Annotated in this window: 2 protein-coding genes; both read right to left on the bottom strand. The window is 73.8% G+C overall.

Annotation, left to right across the window (positions count from 1 at the left end; all coding sequences use genetic code 11):
• Positions 1–57: 57 nt before the first annotated feature.
• On the bottom strand, positions 58–6744 hold the full coding sequence (locus ACVWNX_RS25295) for an amino acid adenylation domain-containing protein (RefSeq protein ID WP_454410171.1): 6687 nt from the start codon (positions 6742–6744) through the stop codon (positions 58–60).
• Between the two features lie 41 nt (positions 6745–6785).
• Positions 6786–20543 (bottom strand): amino acid adenylation domain-containing protein, encoded by a 13758-nt coding sequence (locus ACVWNX_RS25290; protein ID WP_454410170.1) that lies wholly within the window; start codon positions 20541–20543, stop codon positions 6786–6788.
• Between the last annotated feature and the right edge of the window lie 24 nt (positions 20544–20567).

Below are 20567 nucleotides of genomic sequence, written 5' to 3'. Positions count from 1 at the left end.
GTCGGCGCACCGCGCGCCGCCCCGGCCGGACCGTGGGACCGTCCTCCCGCCGGGCCGTCAGCCCCGGGCGGCCTCCCCGGCGGCGGACCCGCCGAGCCGCTCGGTGAGGAGCCGTCCGATGTGGGCGGCCGGGGTCGGCTTGAGCATCTCCTTGTGGCGGGCGGCGATCTCGTGGGACTCCAGACGGCCCGCCACGTACGGCTGCCAGGTGGCGACGGCCTCCCCGACGGGCTTGTCGGCGGGCCGGTCCACGGTCGCCGCGAAGACCACCAGGTCACCCCGGAAGTGCCGGGGCGTGTAGTCCGGCATGAACCCGGCGGTGTTCTGGATGACCTTCTTGACGTTCTCCAGCACCGGACCGCTCACCCCGGTGACGTCCTGGCCGCCGGGCCCGCGCTGCATCCGCGTCCCGCTGTCCCGGCCCTCCGGCGTCTCCTCGTCGTCGTAGGTGTAGAGCGAGGTGCCGACGCCGTGCTGCGGGTAGGCGTCGAGGACCGCCAGCAGGGCGACTTCCTCGCCGAGTTCCTCCAGCCGGGTCGCGACGGCGTGCGCCAGCACCCCGCCGAGGGACCAGCCGAGCAGGTGGTAGGGGCCGCTGGGCTGCACGGAACGGATCTGCTCGGCGTAGTCCGCCGCCATCTCCTCGATGCTGTCGGCGAGCGGTTCCGCGCCCGTCAGCCCCCGCGCCTGCACCCCGTAGACCGGCAGGTCCCCCGGGAGGTACTGGAGCAGGGCCGCGTAGATCCAGCTCAGTCCGGTCGTCTCGTGCAGGCAGAACAGCGGCGGACGGTCGCCCGCGGCCCGCAGCGGCAGCAGGACCTCCAGTTCGCGGGTGTTGGTCACGGTGCGCCGGGCCCGGGAGGCGCGGTCCCGCTCCTCGGCCGGGTCCCGCAGGGTCAGCAGTCCGGTGGTGGACCGGCGGGCCCGCTCCCCGGTGCGCAGCATCCGCTCGCCCGGCGCCCCGAACGGCGAGGCGACGAAGCGTTCGGCGGTCAGCGAGGTGCCGCCCGCGATGCCCCGGGGCAGCGGGGTGCCCGTCACGTACACGTCCCCGACCACCCCGGGCGGCACCGGGCGCAGCCGTTCGTCCAGGACCAGCGCCCGGCCGCCGCGCACCGGCCGTCCGACCGGCAGCCGCGCCGGGACCGGCTCGCCGGGCAGCGCCCGGTGCTCCAGCCAGGGCCCGGCGGTGCCGACCGTGGCGAGGCTGCTCACCAGCGGGGTGTCGCGGTGCGACTCCCGCCATTCGCGGGCCTCGTCGACGGAACCGGAGCGGCCGTCCTCGACGACGGTGACCTCCGTGAACGGCAGCCGTCCGGCCTCCGCTCCGACGACCTTGCGCAGCCGTTCCCGGGTGGTCACCAGGGTGGGTTCCCCGGCCTCGGCGGCCACCGCCCGCGCGTCCTCGCCCGCGACGACGAACCGGACCCCGCCGCCGTCGCCGAGCGCCGCGAGCAGCGGCACCAGGAACGCGCCGACCGGGACCCTGGCGTCCAGCAGGGCGGGGGTGCCGGGCACCGCGGCGGCGGCGATCCGGTGTTCCGTCTGGGCCAGCAGCGCCCGGTGGTCGACGACCACGCCGGGCGCGGAGCCGTCCGGGCCGGGCCCGTCCAGCAGGACCGCCGCGTGGACGGGCCGCACCGCCCGGAGCGCGGTGTCCGCCGGGGCGGCCGACGGGAGGTCGGCGCCCTCCTCGGTCAGGTCGTCGATCCACAGGACGGGGATGCGGCCGTCCGCGTTCATCCGTCCGGCCATGGCCGCGGTGCAGACCAGCGCGGCGGGCCTGCCGCCCGGGCCGCCCGCCCCGCCGACGAACGGCCGGGTCGGGTCGACGAACGAGCAGGTGCCGCCCGCCTTGAGCACCCCGAGGAGCGCCACGGTGAAGCCGACCCCGGGCGGCACCATCACGATGACCCGCTGTTCGGCGCCGACGCCCTTGCGGACCAGTCGGCGGGCGAGCAGATCGGTGACGGCGGCCAGGCCCCGGTAGGTGAGGGAGCCGTCCTCGCCGTTGACGGCGACGGCGTCCGGGGTGCTCGCGGCGCGGGCGGCGAGCAGGGCGAGGACGGTGCCGGTGTCATCGGCCGTCGCGGCTTCCTCCACCGGGGCTCCGGCGGCCCCGGTGTCCGTCGGGTCGGCGGAGACCAGCCGGAGGAGTTCCTCCTCGCCGAGCAGGACGTCGACCTCGCTGACCCGCAGCCCGGGGTCCGCCGCGAACTGTTCCAGCACCCGCACCAGCCGGTCCGCCAGCGCGGTCGCCGTGCCGTGGTCGAAGAGTTCCGTCGCGTACCGCAGCCGCCCCTCGATGCCGTTGGGGGTGCCGTCGCCGTGGGTGCGCTCGTCCAGGGCGAACCACAGGTCCAGTTCGGTGTCCCCGGCGACCCCGTCCAGCCGGGCGGTCCGCAGCCCGGGCAGGTCCACCGCGTCCATCTCCTCGACGCTGAGGTCGTTCAGCTCCAGCATGACCTGGAACACCGGGTGGCGGGCCGCCGACGCGGGCTGTCCGAGCGCCTCCACCAGCCGCTCGAAGGGCACGTCCTGGTGGCGCAGGGCCTCCTGGTGCGTCTCGTGGACGCGGCGCAGCAGCTCGCGGAAGGCGGGGTCGCCGGAGGTGTCGGTGCGCAGCACCAGCGGATGCGTCAGCGGGCCCACCACCCCCTCCAGGTCGCCCTCCTCGTAGCGGCGCGACAGCCGGGTGCCGACGACGACGTCGTCCCCGGCGCCGAGCCGGGTCAGCAGCACCGCGAGCGCCGCCTGCACGGCCGCGAACGCGGAGGCGTCCGCCTCCTCGGCGGTGTCCACCAGCAGGTCGTGGGCCTCGGCGCCGAGGCTCAGCGGCACCGAGCCGGTCCGGTGGTCGGGCAGCGCCGGGCGCTCCCGGTCGGCGGGCAGCGGCAGCTCCGGCTCCAGGTCGGCCAGCCGCTCCCGCCAGTAGGTGAGCTGGTCGCTGACCAGGCTGTCCGGGTCGTCGGCGCCGCGCACCAGCTCCCGCTCCCACAGCGCGTAGTCGGCGAACTGGAGGGTCAGGGGCGCCCGTTCGGGCACCCGGCCGTCCCGCCGGGCGCCGTAGGCCGCGGCCAGGTCCCGGACCACGATGTCGAGGGAGGACTCGTCGGCGGCGATCCGGTGCACCACCAGCAGCAGCACGTGCTCGGTGTCGGAGAGCGCGAACAGGTGCGCCGTCCACGGCAGCCCCCGCGCCGGGTCCAGGGTCCGGCCGGTCCGCTCGGCGAGCAGCTCCGCGAGGCCGTCCTCGGTGGCGGACGCCACCTCCAGCACGGGCCGGGCCGCCTCGTCGGCCGGGTCCAGGACGTCCTGGCGCAGGGTCTCCGCGCGGTCGCCGGTGAACCGGGTGCGCAGGATCTCGTGGCGCGCGGTGACGTCCGCGAGCGAGGCTTCCAGGGCGGCCCGGTCCAGGGCGCCGCTGAGCCGCAGGGCGATGGCGTTGCGGTGGGCGTTGGCGCCGTCCTCCCCGGCCAGCCCGGACATCAGCCAGGTCCGCCGCTGCTCGGCCGAGACGGGGACCTCCTCCGGGCGTTCCACCGGCGCCAGCTCCGGACGGGCCTTCGCGGCCAGCATCCGGGCCACGCCCACCGGGGTGGACGCGCCGAAGAACTGACGCATGCTCAGCTCGGAGCCCAGTTCCTCGCGGATGCGGGCGGCGAGCCGCATCGCCAGCCCCGAGTCACCGCCGAGGTCGAAGAAGTTGTCGTCGACGCCGACCCGTTCCAGCTCCAGGACCTCGGCGAACAGGGCGCACAGCTTCTCCTCGGTCTCCCCGACCGGCGCCCGGTCCGAGACCCGCCCGGCGAAGTCGGGGGCGGGCAGCGCGGCCCGGTCGACCTTGCCGTTCACCGTCAGCGGCAGCGCGTCCAGCACCAGGAGCGCGGCGGGCACCATGTAGTCGGGCAGCGCCTCGGAGAGGTGCTCCCGGATGCGCCGGGTGTCGAACTCCGGCGCCCGCTCCCGGGACCCGCCGTCCTCACCGGTCGTCGCCTCCGGTTCCTCGTCCTGGGCTGCCTGCCCCGGCCGCTGGTCCCGGTCCTGACGGCTCGGGACGACGTATCCGACGAGGCGCTTGTCGCCGGGGCCGTCCTCCCGGGCCACGACCACGGCCCGGTCGACCTCGGGATGCGAGGACAGGACCGCCTCGATCTCGCCCAGTTCGATGCGGAAGCCGCGCACCTTGACCTGGGCGTCGGCGCGGCCGATGAAGGCCAGCTCCCCGTCCGGGGTCCAGCGGGCCAGGTCACCCGACCGGTACATCCGCTCGCCGTCCGCGAACGGCGACGCCACGAAGCGCTCCGAGGTGAGGTCCGGGCGGGCTATGTAACCGCGCGCCAGACCCACGCCCGATACGTACACCTCTCCCGTCACACCGGGGGGCACGGGACGGAGGAAGGAGTCCAGGACGTAGACGCGGGAGTTGGCCAGCGGCTTGCCGATCGCGGGGGCGTCGCTGGTGGGGGTGGTGGTGGGGTCGACCAGCCCGGCCGTGACCATCACGGTCGCCTCGGTGGGGCCGTAGGTGTTCCACAGATTCGTCCGGGACGCCCATCGCGCCGCCAGATCCGCGCTGAGACGTTCCGCGCCGAGGACCCACGTGTTCATGCCCGTGGTCTGCTCCGGGTCCAGCGCGCCCAGGAGCGACGGGACGATGCTCGCCGTCGACACCTCGTTGGCCGCCAGCATCCCGGCGAGGGCACCCGCCTCGGCACGCTCCTCACCCGTCGCGATGGCGAGAGTCCCACCGGAGCCGAGGACGACGGCGACGTCGAGGATCGCCGCGTCGAAGCTGAAGGAGGCGAACTGCAACGTCACCACACCGGGACCGGCACCGAGCGCCGGGCCCATCGCGCCGACGAGGTTGACGACTCCCCGGTGGCCGACCGCGACGCCCTTGGGACGGCCTGTCGAACCGGAGGTGTAGATCACGTACGCGAGTTGGTCGGGGTCCGTCACGCCCGGCAGCGGGGTCGCGTCGCCGTCGTCCGGGACCTCTTCGAGGAGGACGACACGGGAGTCCGTGCCGGAGGGGACCCGGTCCAGGGTCTCGGCGGTGGCCAGGACGACCGTCGCGCCGCTGTTCTCCACCATGTAACGCAACCGGTCCGCCGGGTACTCCGGATCGAGAGGCACGAACGCGCCGCCCGCCTTCCACACCGCCAGCTCGCCCACGACGACGTCCACACCGCGCGGCAGGCACAGCCCGACCGCACGCTCACGACCCACGCCCGCCGCCACCAGGAACCGCGCCAGCCGGTCCGACCGCGCGTCCAACTCCGCGTACGTCAGCGCGTCGGTGCCGGAGCGGACGGCCACCGCCTCCGGCGACGTCTTCGCGTGGCCGCCGAACAGGTCCAGCAGGGACCCTCCGGGAACGGCTCGGTCGGTGTCGTTCCAGTCGGAGACGACGGCCGCCCGCTCGGCCACCTCCAGCACCTCGACCGACGCCACCCGCGCCGACGGGTCCGCCACCACCTGCTCCAGCACCCGGATCACGCGCTGGTAGATCGACCGCGCGGTGGCCTCGTCGAACAGGTCCGGCCGGTAGTCGAGTTTGAAGCGGAGCCGGGGGCCGGGGGTGACGACCAGGGTGATCGGGTAGTGGGAGGCGTCGCGCGACATGCCCGACGGTCTGATCGTCACGTCGTCGGGGAGCGCCGGTCCGGCGGGCGGGGCCGGGAAGCTCTCGTACAGGACCAGCGAGTCGAAGACCCCACCGGAACCGGCGACCTTCTGGATCTCGGAGAGGCCCATGTACTGGTACGACATGAGTCCGGTCTGACGCTCCTGGAGCCGGTCCAGCAGCTCGACCACCGGCTGCGCGCCGTCCAGTTCCACCCGCACCGGCAGGGTGTTGATCAGGAGCCCCACCATGGACTCCACGCCCGGCAGCTCCGGGGGGCGGCCCGCGACCGTCGCCCCGAACACCACGTCGTTCCGGCCCGCCAGCCGCGCCAGCACCAGCGCCCACGCGCCCTGCACCACCGTGTTCATGGTGATGCCACGGCTACGGGCCAGCTCGCCGAGGGCCCGGGTGGCGTCCTCGGAGAGTTCGCCGAAGACGTGCGCGGGGAAGGCCGGGGCCCGGGTGGGGTCCGCCGGGGCCACCAGGGTCGGCTCGTCGGCCCCGGCCAGCTCCGCGCGCCACGCGTCCTTGGCCTCCTCCTTGTCCTGACGGCCCAGCCAGGCCATGTACTGGCCGTAGGAGGGGGCCCGGCGCAGCCGGGAGCCGTCGCCGCCCGCCGCGTAGAGCGCGGACAGTTCGCCGAGCAGGACCGGCATCGACCAGCCGTCCATCAGCACGTGGTGGAACGTCATCACCAGCCGGTGGCGGTCGGCGCCGAGCCGGACGAACAGCAGCCGCAGCAGCGGGGCCGCCGCCAGGTCGAACCGTTCGGCCAGCTGCTCCGCCGACAGCCGCTCCACCTCGGCCGCGGCCTCCTCCTCCGACAGTCCGGAGACGTCCGCCTCCCGCCACGGCAGTTTCACCTCGCGGGCGATGACCTGGACCATCTGGCCTCCGCTCACCTGGCGGAAGCAGGCGCGGAGCGCCGCGTGACGGGCGACGAGCGTCTCCCAGGAGGCCCGGAAGCGGGCCGCGTCAACGGGTCCGTTGACGTCCAGGGCGGACTGCACGGTGTAGACGTCGGGGCCTTCGTCGTCGAAGGCCGCGTGGAACAGCATGCCCTCCTGCAACGGCGACAGCGGCCACACGTCTTCGACAAGGGATCGGGTCATTGCGCTCTCTCCTCACAGAGACTTGCGACTTGCGACTGTGGCTACTTCTGGTCGCCGGCGAGGCCGGCCTCAAGCTCTTCGATCTGGTTCTGCGCGAGGGCCAGCAGCGGGAAGTCGGAGGGGGTGTGGCCGCCCGCGGCGGGCGCCTCGGTGTGGGCGGCGAGTCCGGCCAGCAGGTCGGTCCACGCCGTGCCCAGGGCTTCGGCGTCGGCGGTGTCCAGGGCTCCGTCCGGCCAGCTCAGGGTGAGCGTCAGCTCGGGCCCCTCCGCCGTGTCCCGGATCACCGCACCGGCCTCCAGGACGTGCGCCACCGGCATGTCGCCGTCGGCGGAACCCCCGACGGCGGCCTCCCCCGCCATCTGCCAGGCCACGGCGGTGTCCGCCCCGGCCGCCGTGGGGGCGCCCTGACCGGTGGCCGCCGCGAACCGGCCCAGGTAGTTGAAGCCGATCTGCGGCACCGGGGCCGCCTCCAGGGTCCCGGAGGTCTCCGGGTTGAGGTGCCTCAGCAGCTCGTAGCCGAGGCCGTCACCCGGCACCCGCTGCGCCTGCTCCTTCACCGCCTTCAGCATCTCGCCCGCCGCGCGCCCGCCGCCGAGGGCGTCGAACAGGTCGATGTCCGTGACGTCGAGCCGGACCGGCTGCACGCTGGTGAACCAGCCGACGGTCCGGGACAGATCCACGTCACCGATGGCGTCCCGGCCGTGGCCCTCGATGTTGACCAGGACACTGGACGCGTCCGGCCGCCAGTACCCCACCGCGCCCGCCAGCGTCGACAGCAGCACCTCGTGCACCCCGCAGTGGAACGCGGTCGGGGTCCGGCTGGTGAGCGTCAGCGCCTGTGCCGCCGGAACCACCCACTCGCGGCGGCGCAGGGTCCGCGCGATGTCGACCCCGGGGTCGAGCGCCCGGCGGCCCAGTACGGGTTCCGCGTCGCCCAGCAGCTCCAGCCAGCCGTCCAGCTCGCCCACTCGCTCCGGACTGACGGCCTGCTCGGTGAGCACCTCCGTCCAGCGACGGAACGACGTCCCAGCCGGGTCCACGGTGCCGTCCTCGTACGCGGCCTGGAGGTCGGGCAGCAGAATCCGCCACGACACCCCGTCCACCACCAGGTGATGGGCCACGAGGACCAGCCGGCCCACCCGGCCCGGGCCCGCGTCGACCCACACCACCTGGAGCATCACCCCGGAGGCAGGGTTGAGACGCCTCACCGCCTCCCGCGCCGCGCGGCCAGCGACCGCATCCAGGTCACCGTCCGCGGCCGTGGCCTCGACCCGGGTGACGAGGTCCGCCGGGTCGACCGACCCCCGCTCCGGAACGACCAGCTTCCGCTCACCCTCGACCGTACGCGCCCGCAGCAGATCGTGAGCGTCGACGACCTCGCCCACCGCCCGCGTAAGCGCCTCCCGGTCCAGACCGGCGGGAGCACCCACCACCGTCCACTGGGCGAAGTCGGGGCGGACGATGCGGTCGCCGAGCGTCCGCATGACCGGGGTCCAGGGCAGTTCGCCGACCGGGACGTCCTCCGTGGTGTCGGCCGTGGGCGCACCCGCCGCCTCGATGGCGTCCGCGAGCCGTTCCACGGTCTTCTCCTCGAAGACCTGGCGCGGGGTCAGCACGAGTCCGGCCTTCCGGGCCCGGGAGGCGAGCTGCATCGACATGATCGAGTCGCCGCCCAGCTCGAAGAAGCTGTCGTCCGCGCCGACCCGTTCCAGCCCCAGGCACTCCGCGAAGAGCGCGCAGAGCAGTTCCTCCAGCTCGCCGACCGGCTCCCGGCCGATGGCCCGTTCGCCGAAGTCGGGGGCGGGCAGCTCGGCCCGGTCCACCTTGCCGTTCGGGGTGAGGGGCAGCGCGTCGAGGACGACCACGGCCGCCGGGATCATGTAGTCCGGCAGCCGGTCCCGGACGAACTCCTTCACGGTGTGCGGGAGTTCACCGCGATCGCCGTCGGGGACGGTGGGCAGGGGGACCGCGTAGGCGATCAGCCGCCCGTCCCCGGGCCGGTCCTCGCGGACGACGACCGCCGATTGGGCGACGGCGGGGTGCGCGGCCACGGCCGCCTCCACCTCACCGAGTTCGATGCGGTGGCCGCGCAGCTTGACCTGGTCGTCGGCCCGGCCGACGAAGACGAGTTCGCCGTCCTCGGTCCAGCGGACGACGTCCCCGGTGCGGTACATCCGCTCGCCGTCCGCGAACGGGGAGGCGACGAAGCGGCCCGCCGTCAGATCGGGCCGTCCCAGGTAGCCGCGCGCCACCCCGGCCCCGGCGACGTACAGCTCACCGCTGACGCCCGGTGACACCGGCTGGAGGAACGGGTCCAGGACGAAGGTCCGGACGTTGGAGATCGGGCGCCCGGCGGGCACCAGGTCGGCGCCCGGGTACAGGGGTTCGCTCATCGTGGCGCAGACGGTCACCTCGGTGGGCCCGTACGCGTTCACCATGCGGCGGTCGCCCGACCACCGGTCGACGACGCCGACGGGGCACGCCTCGCCCGCCACCACGACCGTGCGCAGCGCGTCCGGCAGTTCGTCCTCCACGGCGAGCACGGTGGGCGGCACGGTGACGTGGGTGGCGCCGGTCTCGCGCAGCGCCTCGGACAGCGAGACCTGGGGCGGCAACCGGTCCGGGGCGGCCATGACGACCGTCGCGCCCGAGAGCAGGGCCATGCACAGTTCGGAGACGGCGGCGTCGAAGCTGGCCGAGGCGAACTGGAGGACCCGGGAGTCCCGCCGCACGTCGAAGCGTTCGATCTGGGCGCGGGCGAGGTTACCGATCCCCGAGTGGGGGACGAGGACGCCCTTGGGGGTGCCCGTGGAACCGGACGTGTAGATCACATACGCCCCGTGCTCCGGCAACAGCGCCCCTAGCCGCTCCCCGTCCGTCAGTCCACCACCCGGCAGAGCGGCGAGTTCCGCGACGGTCCCCGCATCGTCCAGGACCACCACCCGACCCGCGAACCCCTCCGGCACCAACCCCCGCGTCCCCGACGTGCACACCACCACCAACGGATCCGCGTCCCCCACCACGAACCCCACCCGCTCCACCGGATAACCCACATCCACCGGAACAAACACACCACCCGCCATCGACACACCCAACAACGCCACCACCAACTCCACCGACCGCTCCACCAACACACCCACCCGGCACTCCGGACCCACCCCCAACCCCACCAACAACCGACCCAACCGACCCGCACCATCCTCCAACTCCCCATACGACAACGACCGCCCCCCACCCACCACCGCAACCCCATCCCCCCACACACCCACACCCCCACCGAACAACCCCGGCAACACCCCCGCCACCCACGGCACCACCGTCCGATTCCACCCCTCCACCACCACACCCCGACCACCCACACCCACCACACCCACCCGACCAACCAACCCACCCACATCACCCACGAACTGCTCCAACACCCCGATGAAGGAGGACAGCACCTCCTCCGCCCAGGTCTGGGTGAACAGGTCGGGCCGGTAGATGAAGTCGCCCTGGATGCGGTCGCCGGGCGCGACGATCAGGGTCAGCGGGTAGTGGCCGGTGTCCTCGGGGACGTCGGCCGGACGGACGCTGATCGCGTCGGGACCGGTCTGGGGCTCGGTCGCGGCCCTGGGGTAGTTCTCGTAGACGACGAGGGTGTCGAACCCCGCCCCCGCGCCAACCCACTGGTTGATCTCCTGCAACCCCACATGCTGATGCGACATCAACCCCGACTGCCGCCCCTGCAAATCCACCAACAACTCACGCACCGACACCCCACCCTCAACACGCACCCGCACCGGCAGGGTGTTGATGAACAACCCGATCATCGACTCCACACCCGGCAGATCCGCAGGGCGACCCGCGACCGTCGCACCGAACACCACATCCGTCCGGCCCGCCAACCGCGCCAGGACCAGAGCCCACGCGCCCTGGACCAACGTGTTCACCGTCAGACCCTCAGCACGCGCCACCTCGCCGAGACGACGCGACAGCTCCTCCTCCAACTGGAACCGCACCCGCTCCGGCACCACCGCCACACCCGACGACACCTCACCCGGAGCCACCAGAGTCGCCCCCTCGACTCCTGAAAGCTCCTCCACCCAAGCGGCCCGCGCCGCCCCCTTGTCCTGACCACCCAACCAACCCAGGTACTCACCGTACGAACCCACCGACGGCAACACGGAACCACTGCCCACAGCCTCATAGGCGGCCGTCACCTCGCCCACCAACACCGGCAACGACCAACCGTCCAGCACGATGTGATGACTGGTGATCACCAGGCGGTACCGCTCCGCCGCCAGCTTGATCAACAGCACCTTCACCAGCGGGGCACGCGAGAGGTCGAAGCGCCGCGCCCGTTCCCGCGCGCAGAGCCGCTCGACCTCGGCAGCGGCTTCCGCCTCGGACAGCGCGGAGACGTCCGCGTCGACCCACGGCACCACCACCGACCCCGACACCACCTGCACCGCACCACCCGACACACCCGCACCCGAATGGAAACCCGCCCTCAACACCGGATGCCGCCCCAACACCACCCCCCACGCCTCACGCAACCGACCCACATCCACCACACCCTCCACCACCAACGACCGCTGCCCCTCATACACATCCACCCCACCACCATCAAACTCCGCATGAAACAACAAACCCTCCTGAAGAGGGGACAGCGGCCACACGTCCACCAGATCGGGCACCGCCCGCTCCAACTCCTCCAACGACTCCTGCGACACCTCCACCATCGGGAAGTCGGAGGGAGTGTGGCCGCCCGCGGCAGGGGTGTCCGTGTGCGTGGCGAGACCGGCGAGCTGGTCGGTCCACGCCGTGCCCAGGGCCTCGGCCTCGGCGGTGTCCAGGGCTCCGTCCGGCCAGCTCAGGGTGAGCGTCAGCTCGGGACCGTCCGCCGTGTCCCGGACGACCGCACCGGCCTCCAGGACGTGCGACACCGGCATCCCCGGATCGGCCGAGCCCCCGACGGCGGTCTCCCCCGCCATCTGCCAGGCACCCACCGGACCGCTCTGACCCGTGGCCGCCGCGAACCGGCCCAGGTAGTTGAAGCCGATCTGCGGCACCGGGGCCGCCGCCAGCACACCCGACGTCTCCGGGTTGAGGTACCGCAGCAGCTCGTGTCCGGTTCCGTCACCGGGGACCTGGTGGGTCTGCTGCTTGACGGTCTTAAGCACCGTCCCGGCGGCACGGCCGCCCTCGACGGCCTCGGCCAGGTCGATGCCCGTCACGTCGAGCCGGACCGGTCGCACGCTGGTGAACCAGCCGACCGTCCGGGACAGGTCCACGTCACCGATCGCGTCCCGGCCGTGGCCCTCGATGTCGACGAGGACACTGGACGCATCCGGACGCCAACGGCCCACCGCACCCGCCAGCGTCGACAGCAGTACCTCGTGCACCCCGCAGTGGAACGCGGTCGGGGTACGACTCGTGAGCGTCAGCGCCTGGGAGGTCGGAACCACCCACTCACGGCGTCGTAGCGTCCGCGCGACGTCCTCGGCAGGGTCGAGCGCCCGGCGGCCCAGTACGGGTTCCGCGTCCCCCAGCAACTCCAGCCAGCCGTCCAGCTCACCCACCCGCTCCGGGCTGACGGCCTGCTCGGTGAGCACCTCCGTCCAGCGGCGGAACGACGTCCCCGCCGGATCGACCGTCCCGCCTTCGTACGCCGACTGGAGGTCCGGCAGCAGAATCCGCCACGACACCCCGTCCACCGCCAAGTGGTGCACCACCAGCGCGAGTCGGCCGATTCGGTCCGGACCCGCGTCGACCCAGACCAGCTGGAGCATCACCCCGGACGACGGGTCGAGACGCCCCACCGCCTCCCGCGCGGCGCGGCCGGCGACCGCGTCCAGGTCGTCGTCAGCGGCCGTGGCCTCGACCCGGGTCACCAGACCCGCCGCGTCGACGGACCCACGCTCCGGAACGACCAGCTTCCGCTCACCGGCCACCGCACGCGCCCGCAGCAGATCGTGAGCGTCCACGACCACACCCACCGCCCGCGTCAACGCCTCCCGGTCCAGACCGGCGGGGGCACCCACCACCGTCCACTGGGCGTTCTTCGGCAGGGCGGCCCCGTCGCCCACGGCGTGCATGGCGGGCGTCCACGCCACCTCACCGACGGCCACGTCGTCCTCGCGCGCGGTGTCGACGTCAGCGACGGCTTCGGCGACCCGGGCCAAGCGCTCGACGGTCTTCTCCTCGAAGACCTGACGCGGGGTCAGCACAAGTCCAGCGCGACGAGCCCGGGAGGCGAGCTGCATCGACATGATCGAGTCGCCGCCCAGCTCGAAGAACCCGTCGTCCGCGCCGACCCGGTCCAGCCCCAGCACCTCCGCGAACAGGGCGCACAGCAGTTCCTCGACGGCGCCCACCGGGGCACGGCCCGTCGTCCCGTCCCCGAGGTCCGGGGCGGGCAGGGCGGCCCGGTCGACCTTCCCGTTCACGGTGAGCGGCAGGGCGTCCAGCGTCACGAACACGGACGGGACCATGTACTCCGGGAGCCGTCCGCCCGCGAACGTTCGCAGAGTGTCAACGTTCACCGTCTCGTCAGCGGCGACCACGTATCCGACGAGGCGCTTGTCGCCGGGGCCGTCCTCCCGGGCCACGACCACGGCCCGGTCGACCTCGGGATGCGAGGACAGGACCGCCTCGATCTCGCCCAGCTCGATACGGAAGCCACGGACCTTGACCTGGGCGTCGGCGCGGCCGATGAAGGCCAGCTCCCCGTCCGGGGTCCAGCGGGCCAGGTCGCCCGAACGGTACATGCGCTCGCCGTCCGCGAACGGCGACGCCACGAAGCGCTCCGAGGTCAGGTCCGGGCGGGCTATGTACCCGCGTGCCAGACCCACGCCCGATACGTACACCTCTCCCGTCACACCGGGGGGCACGGGACGGAGGAAGGAGTCCAGGACGTAGACACGGGAGTTGGCGAGGGGCTTGCCGATCGCGGGGGCGTCGCTGGTGGGGGTGGTGGCGGGGTCGACCAGCCCGGCCGTCACCATCACCGTGGCCTCGGTGGGGCCGTACGTGTTCCACAGGTTCGTCCGGGACGCCCATCGCGCCGCCAGATCCGCGCTGAGACGTTCCGCGCCGAGGACCCACGTGTTCATGCCCGTGGTCTGCTCCGGGTCCAGCGCGCCCAGGAGGGAGGGGACGATGCTCGCCGTCGACACCTCGTTGGCCGCCAGCATCCCGGCGAGGGCACCCGCCTCGGCACGCTCCTCACCCGTCGCGATGGCGAGAGTCCCACCGGAACCGAGGACGACGGCGACATCGAGAATGGCCGCGTCGAAGCTGAAGGAGGCGAACTGCAACGTCACCACACCGGGACCGGCACCCAACGCCGGACCCATCGCGCCGACGAGGTTCACCACACCCCGGTGGCCGACCGCCACACCCTTCGGACGACCCGTCGAACCCGACGTGCAGATCACGTACGCCAGCTGGTCGGGGCCGGTCACGCCCGGCAGCGCAGTCGAGTCGTCGTCCGGGACCTCTTCGAGGAGGACCACCCGGGCATCCGTACCCGACGGGACACGGTCCAGAGTCTCGGCCGTCGCCAGGACGACCGTCGCGCCGCTGTTCTCCACCATGTACCTGAGGCGGTCGGCCGGGTACTCCGGGTCCAGCGGGACGAACGCGCCGCCCGCCTTCCACACCGCCAGCTCGCCCACGACGACGTCCACACCGCGCGGCAGGCATAGCCCGACCGCACGCTCACGGCCCACGCCCGCCGCCACCAGGAACCGCGCCAACCGATCAGACCGCGCGTCCAGCTCCGCGTACGACAGCGCGTCGGTGCCGGAACGGACGGCCACCGCCTCCGGCGACGTCTTCACATGCCCACCGAACAGGTCCAGCAGGGAACCCCCGAGAACGGCCCGGTCGGTGTCGTTCCACTCGGAGACGACCGCCGCCCGCTCGGCCACCTCCAGCACCTCGACCGACGCCACCCTCGCCGACGGGTCCGCCACCACCTGCTCCAGCACCCGGGCCAGACGGCGGCCCACCGCCGCCGCCTCCGCGCCCGAGAACAGATCCGGGCGGTAGGTGAGGCGGATCTGGAGGCGGTCGGCGGGGGCGATGCCCACGGCGAGGGGGTAGTGGGTACCGGCCACGGTGCTCAGCTGGGTGATCGACACGGACGCGTCGTCGCGGTCCGGGGCGGAGAGGCCCAGCGCGTTCCGGGGGTAGTTCTCGAACATCAGCATGGTGTCGAAGGACGCGCCGGGGCCCGCGATCCCCTGGATCTCGGCCAGCCCCACGTGCTGGTGGGACATCAGCTTCGTCTGGCGGTCCTGGAGGTCCGTCAGCGTCTCCAGGACGGAGCGGGCGCCGTCGAGCCGCACCCGTACCGGCAGCGTGTTGATGAAGAGCCCCACGATGGACTCGACGCCCGGCAGTTCGGCGGGACGGCCCGCGACCGTGGCGCCGAACACCACGTCGTCCCGGCCCGCCAGCCGCGCCAGCACCAGCGCCCACGCGCCCTGCACCACCGTGTTCACCGTCAGCCCGTGCGCCCGCGCCAGGGCGGCGAGCCCCTGGGTGGTCTCCCGGGTGAGGTCGATCGAGGTCTGCTCCGGGTCGACGGGGGCGCGGCCCGGGTCCGCCGGGGCGACGAGCGTGGATTCCTCGGCCCCGGCGAGTTCGTTCCGCCACGCCTCACGCGCCGCCGTCTTGTCCTGGCGGCCGAGCCAGGCCAGGTACTCCCCGTAGGAGTGGGTGCGGGGCAGGCCGGAGGGGTCTCCGCCCGCCGCGTAGACGGCCCCCACCTCGTTGAGGACGACGGGGGTCGACCAGCCGTCGAGGACGATGTGGTGGCTGCTGACGACGAGGCGGTGCCGGTCCTCGGCGAGCCGGATCAGCAGCAGCCTCAGCAGGGGTGCCCGGGTGAGGTCGAACCGCTGGTCCGCCTCGGCCGCCGCCAGCCGGTCGGCCTCGGCGGCGGCCTCCGCCGCCGGGAGCCGGGAGAGGTCCACTTCGTGCCAGGGCAGCGCCGCCGTCCGGGCGACGACCTGGACGGATTCGCCGGTCGCGCACTCGTGGAAGCTCGCCCGCAGCGCGGCGTGCCGTGCCACCAGGGCCTCCCACGAGGACCGGAGCCGTCCGGTGTCCAGCGGGCCGTCGAGGGCCAGGACCCGTCGGCTCTGGTAGACGTCCGGGCCGTCCTCGTCGTAGGCGACGTGGAAGAGCATGCCCTCCTGGAGCGGGGAGAGGGGCCAGACGTCGACCAGGTCGGGCACCGCCCGCTCCAGTTCCTCCAGCGACTCCTGGGACACCTCCACCATCGGGAAGTCGGAGGGGGTGTGTCCGCCCGCCCCCGGGGCGTCCGTGTGTGCGGCGAGTCCGGCGAGCAGGTCGGTCCACGCCGTGCCCAGGGCCTCGGCGTCGGCGGTGTCCAGGGCCCCGTCCGGCCAGCTCAGGCTGAGGGTGAGGACCGGACCGTCGGCGGTGTCCCGGATCACCGCACCGGCCTCCAGCAGGTGCGCCAGCGGGATGTCGGCGTCGGCGGAGCCCCCGACGGCGGTCTCCCCCGCCATCTGCCAGGCACCCACCGGACCGCTCCGGTCCGTGGCCGCCGCCGTGAAGCGGCCCAGGTAGTTGAACCCGATCTGCGGCGCCGGGGCCGCCGCCAGCATCCCGGAGGTATCCGGGTTGAGGTGCCGCAGCAGCTCGTAGCCGAGACCGTCACCCGGCACGCGCTGCGCCTGCTCCTTCACCGTCTTCAGCACCTCGCCCGCCGCACGCCCGCCCTCGACGGCCTCGGCCAAGTCGATGCCCGTGACGTCGAGGCGGACCGGTCGCACGCTGGTGAACCAGCCGACCGTCCGGGACAGGTCCACATCACCGATCGCGTCCCGGCCGTGGCCCTCCACGTCCACGAGGACACTGGACGCGTCCGGACGCCAACGGCCCACCGCGCCCACCAGGGTGGACAACAGCACCTCGTGCACCCCGCAGTGGAACGCGGTCGGGGTACGGCCCGTGAGCGTCAGCGCCTGGGCCGCCGGAACCACCCACTCACGACGCCGCAGCGTCCCCGCGACGTCCTCGGCAGGGTCGAGCGCCCGATGCCCCAGGACGGGTTCCGCGTCGCCCAGCAACTCCAGCCAGCCGTCCAGCTCGCCCACCCGTCCCGGGCTCACCGCCTCCTCCGCCAGCACACCCGACCAGCGGCGGAACGACGTCCCCGCCGGGTCCACCGTCCCGCCTTCGTAGGCGGTCTGGAGGTCGGGCAGCAGAATCCGCCACGACACCCCGTCCACCACCAAGTGGTGTACCACCAGCGCGAGTCGGCCGACCAGGTCCGGACCCGCGTCGACCCACACCACCTGGAGCATCACCCCGGACGACGGGTCCAGCCGGCCCACCGCCTCCCGGGCCGCACGGCCAGCCACCGCGTCCAGGTCATCGTCAGCCGCCGTGGCCTCGACGCGGGTCACCAGGACCGCCGCGTCGACGGACCCCCGCTCCGGAACGACGAACTTCCGCTCCTCCGCGACCGCGCGCGCCCGCAGCAGGTCATGGGCGTCGACGACCGCGCCCACCGCCCGCACCAGGGTCTCCCGGTCCAGACCGGCGGGGGCACCCACCACCGTCCACTGGGCGAAGCCGGGGCGCGCCGCGTGTTCCCCCAGGGCCCGGGTCACCGGGGTCCACGGCACCTCGCCCACGCCCACGTCGGCCGGGCGCGCGGACGGGTCGGTGCCCGTCCCGGCGATCCGGGCGAGGCGTTCGACGGTCTTCTCCTCGAAGATCTGCCGGGGGGTGAGGGTCAGTCCGGCGCGGCGGGCCCGGGAGGCGAGCTGCATCGACATGATCGAGTCGCCGCCCAGCTCGAAGAACCCGTCGTCGGCACCGACCCGCTCCAGCCCCAGCACCTCCGCGAACAGGGCGCAGAGCCGCTCCTCGACGGCGCCCACCGGGGCGCGGCCGGAGACCCGTCCGGCGAAGTCGGGGGCGGGCAGCGCGGCCCGGTCGACCTTGCCGTTCACCGTCAGCGGGAGGGCGTCCAGGACGACCACGACCGCCGGCACCATGTACTCGGGCAGCGTCCCGGCCACGTGCTCCCGCACGGCTTCCGGGTCCACGGCCGACCCGTCCGCGACCACGTAACCCACCAGCCGCTTCTCGCCGCCCGGGCGGTCCTGGCGGGCGAGGACGACGGCCTGGGCGACCTCCGGGTGCGTGGACACGACGGCCTCGACCTCGCCGAGCTCCACCCGGAACCCGCGGATCTTCACCTGCTCGTCGGCGCGGCCGACGAAGACGAGTTCGCCCGTGTCCGTCCAGCGGACCAGGTCGCCGGTGCGGTACATCCGCTCGCCGGACGCGAACGGCGAGGCAACGAAACGGTCCGCGGTGAGCGCGGAACGGCCCAGGTAGCCGAGGGCCAGTCCGGTGCCCGCGATGTACAGCTCACCGGCCACCCCGGGCGGCACCGGACGCAGGAAGGAGTCCAGGACGTAGGTCCGCCGGTTGTCCAGCGGGCGGCCGATGGGGAGCGCGGCGGGGGACCCGTCGCCGGGGGCGAGGAGGTGGGACGTGGCGCACAGGGTGATCTCGGTCGGCCCGTACAGGTGGCGGACCGCCAGCTCCGGGCACGCCTCCCGCACCCGGCGCACGGACCCGGCGGGCACCACGTCACCGCCGGTCAGCACCTCCCGCAGTCCGGCGAGGCTCTCCGGGGACTCCTCGGCCAGCACCCGGAAGGTGCCCGCCGTGACATGGGCGGCCGTCACCCCGTCGGCCACCGCGCGGCGCAGCCGCTGGGCGTCGACGGCGCCCGGTTCGGCGATCACCACGGTGGCGCCCGAGGCGAGCGGCACCCACACCTCGTACAGGGAGACGTCGAAGGCGTGCGGGGCGTGCATCAGCACCGCGTCGCCGGGGCCGACGGACCAGCCGCGCTCGGCGACCAGCGTGACCACGGCGCCGTGCGGGACGGCCACGCCCTTGGGCACCCCGGTCGAACCCGAGGTGTACATCACGTAGGCCAGGTCGTCGGCGGCCACCGGGAACGCCCGGGCGCGGGGGCCGGTCGCCATCGCCGCCGCGACCCCGGGGTCGTCCAGGACCAGCGGGCGGAGGCCGAGGCCGGCGGGGAGCGCGTCCAGGGTGTCCCGGCCGCAGACGACGGTCGTCGGGGCGGAGTCGGTCAGCAGGAAGGCGATCCGCTCGGCGGGGTAGTCGGCGTCCACCGGGACGTAGGCGGCTCCGGCGCGCCAGACGGCCAGCAGGGTCACCAGCAGGTCGGCGGAGCGTTCCAGCAGGACGGCCACGCGGTCGCCCCGGCGGACGCCGTCCGCCGTCAGCCGGGCCGCGAGCCGCGCGGCGGCGGCGTCCAGCTCCGCGTACGAGAGCCGCCGCTCGCCGTCGACGACGGCCACCGCGTCGGGGGCGTCCGCCACCCGGGCGGCGACCAGTTCGGGCACGGAGACGGCGGGCCGCTCCGCGTCCGTCGCGTTCCACTCGTGGACGACCCGCTCGTGCTCGGGGCCGGTCACCACGGCGAGCCGTCCCACCGGCAGCGACGGCTCGGCGACGATCTGCTCCAGGACGCGCACCAGCCGGTCGAAGACCGAGCGGGCGGTGGTGTGGTCGAACAGGTCGGGCCGGTAGTCGAGTTTGACGCGCATGGTGTCGCCGGGCGCCACGACCAGGGTGAACGGGTAGTGCGCGGCCTCCTGGCCACCGGCGAGCCGGAGGGCGAAGCGGTCCGGGGTGGCGGCGTCGGCGGGCGGGAGGGGGTAGTTCTCGTAGACCACGAGGGTGTCGAAGACGGCGCCCGGACCGACGAGGCGCTGGATCTCGGTGAGCCCCACGTGCTGGTGGGACATCAGCGCGGACTGGCGGGACTGGAGGTCGGTGAGCAGGTCGAGGAGGGGTTGGCCGCCCCGGAGCCGGACGCGGACCGGCAGGGTGTTGATGAACAGGCCGACCATCGACTCCACGCCCGGCAGTTCGGCGGGACGGCCCGCGACCGTGGCGCCGAACACCACGTCGTCCCGGCCCGCCAGCCGGGCCAGCACCAGCGCCCACGCGCCCTGCACCACCGTGTTCACCGTCAGCCCGTGCGCCCGCGCCAGGCCCACCATGCCCTTGGCCAGGTGATCGGGTATCTCGGTGATCAGGCTCTCGGGGGCGACGGGCGTCCGTCCGGGGTCGGCGACCGCCACCAGGGTCGGCTCGTCGGCGCCCGCCAGCTCCTCCCGCCACGCGGTGCGCGCCGCCTCCTTGTCCTGGCGGGCCAGCCAGGCCAGGTAGTCGCGGTACGGGGTGACCCGGGGCAGACCCGCGTCGGCGACGGACCCACCGGCCTCGTAGACCTTGGTCAGCTCGTTGACGAGGACGGGGACGGACCAGCCGTCCATGACCACGTGGTGGCTGGTCAGGACCAGCCGGTGACGGTCCTCGCCCAGTCTGACCAGCAGGACGCGCAGCAGCGGGGCCGCCGCGAGGTCGAACCGCCGGTCCTGCTCCTCGACGGCCAGCCGCGCCACCTCGGCCGCGGCCTCGTCCGCCGGCAGCCCGGAGACGTCCGCCTCCCGCCAGGGCAGGGCCGCCCGCCGGGCGATGACCTGCACGGCCTCGCCCGACTTGCGGCGGCGGAAGCCCGCGCGGAGCGCGGCGTGCCGGACGAGGAGCGCCTCCCAGGAACGGCGCAGCCGGTCCGGGTCGAGCGGGCCGACCAGGTCGAAGTTCCGCTGCCCCTGGTAGACGTCGGGGCCCTCGTCGTCGTAGGCGGCGTGGAAGAGCATGCCCTCCTGGAGCGGGGACAGCGGCCAGACATCCTCGACACGGGATCGGGTCATCGCTTTTCTCCTCAGCACTGGTGT

It is taken from the genome of Streptomyces sp. JNUCC 64 (assembly GCF_054484115.1).
This window is presented reverse-complemented; position numbering and strand designations above follow the sequence as displayed.

Coding starts and splice junctions, on each gene's coding strand:
- ACVWNX_RS25295 (WP_454410171.1), bottom strand. CDS start 6,744: ATGACCCGATCCCTTGTCGAAGACGTGTGGCCGCTGTCGCCGTTGCAG.
- ACVWNX_RS25290 (WP_454410170.1), bottom strand. CDS start 20,543: ATGACCCGATCCCGTGTCGAGGATGTCTGGCCGCTGTCCCCGCTCCAG.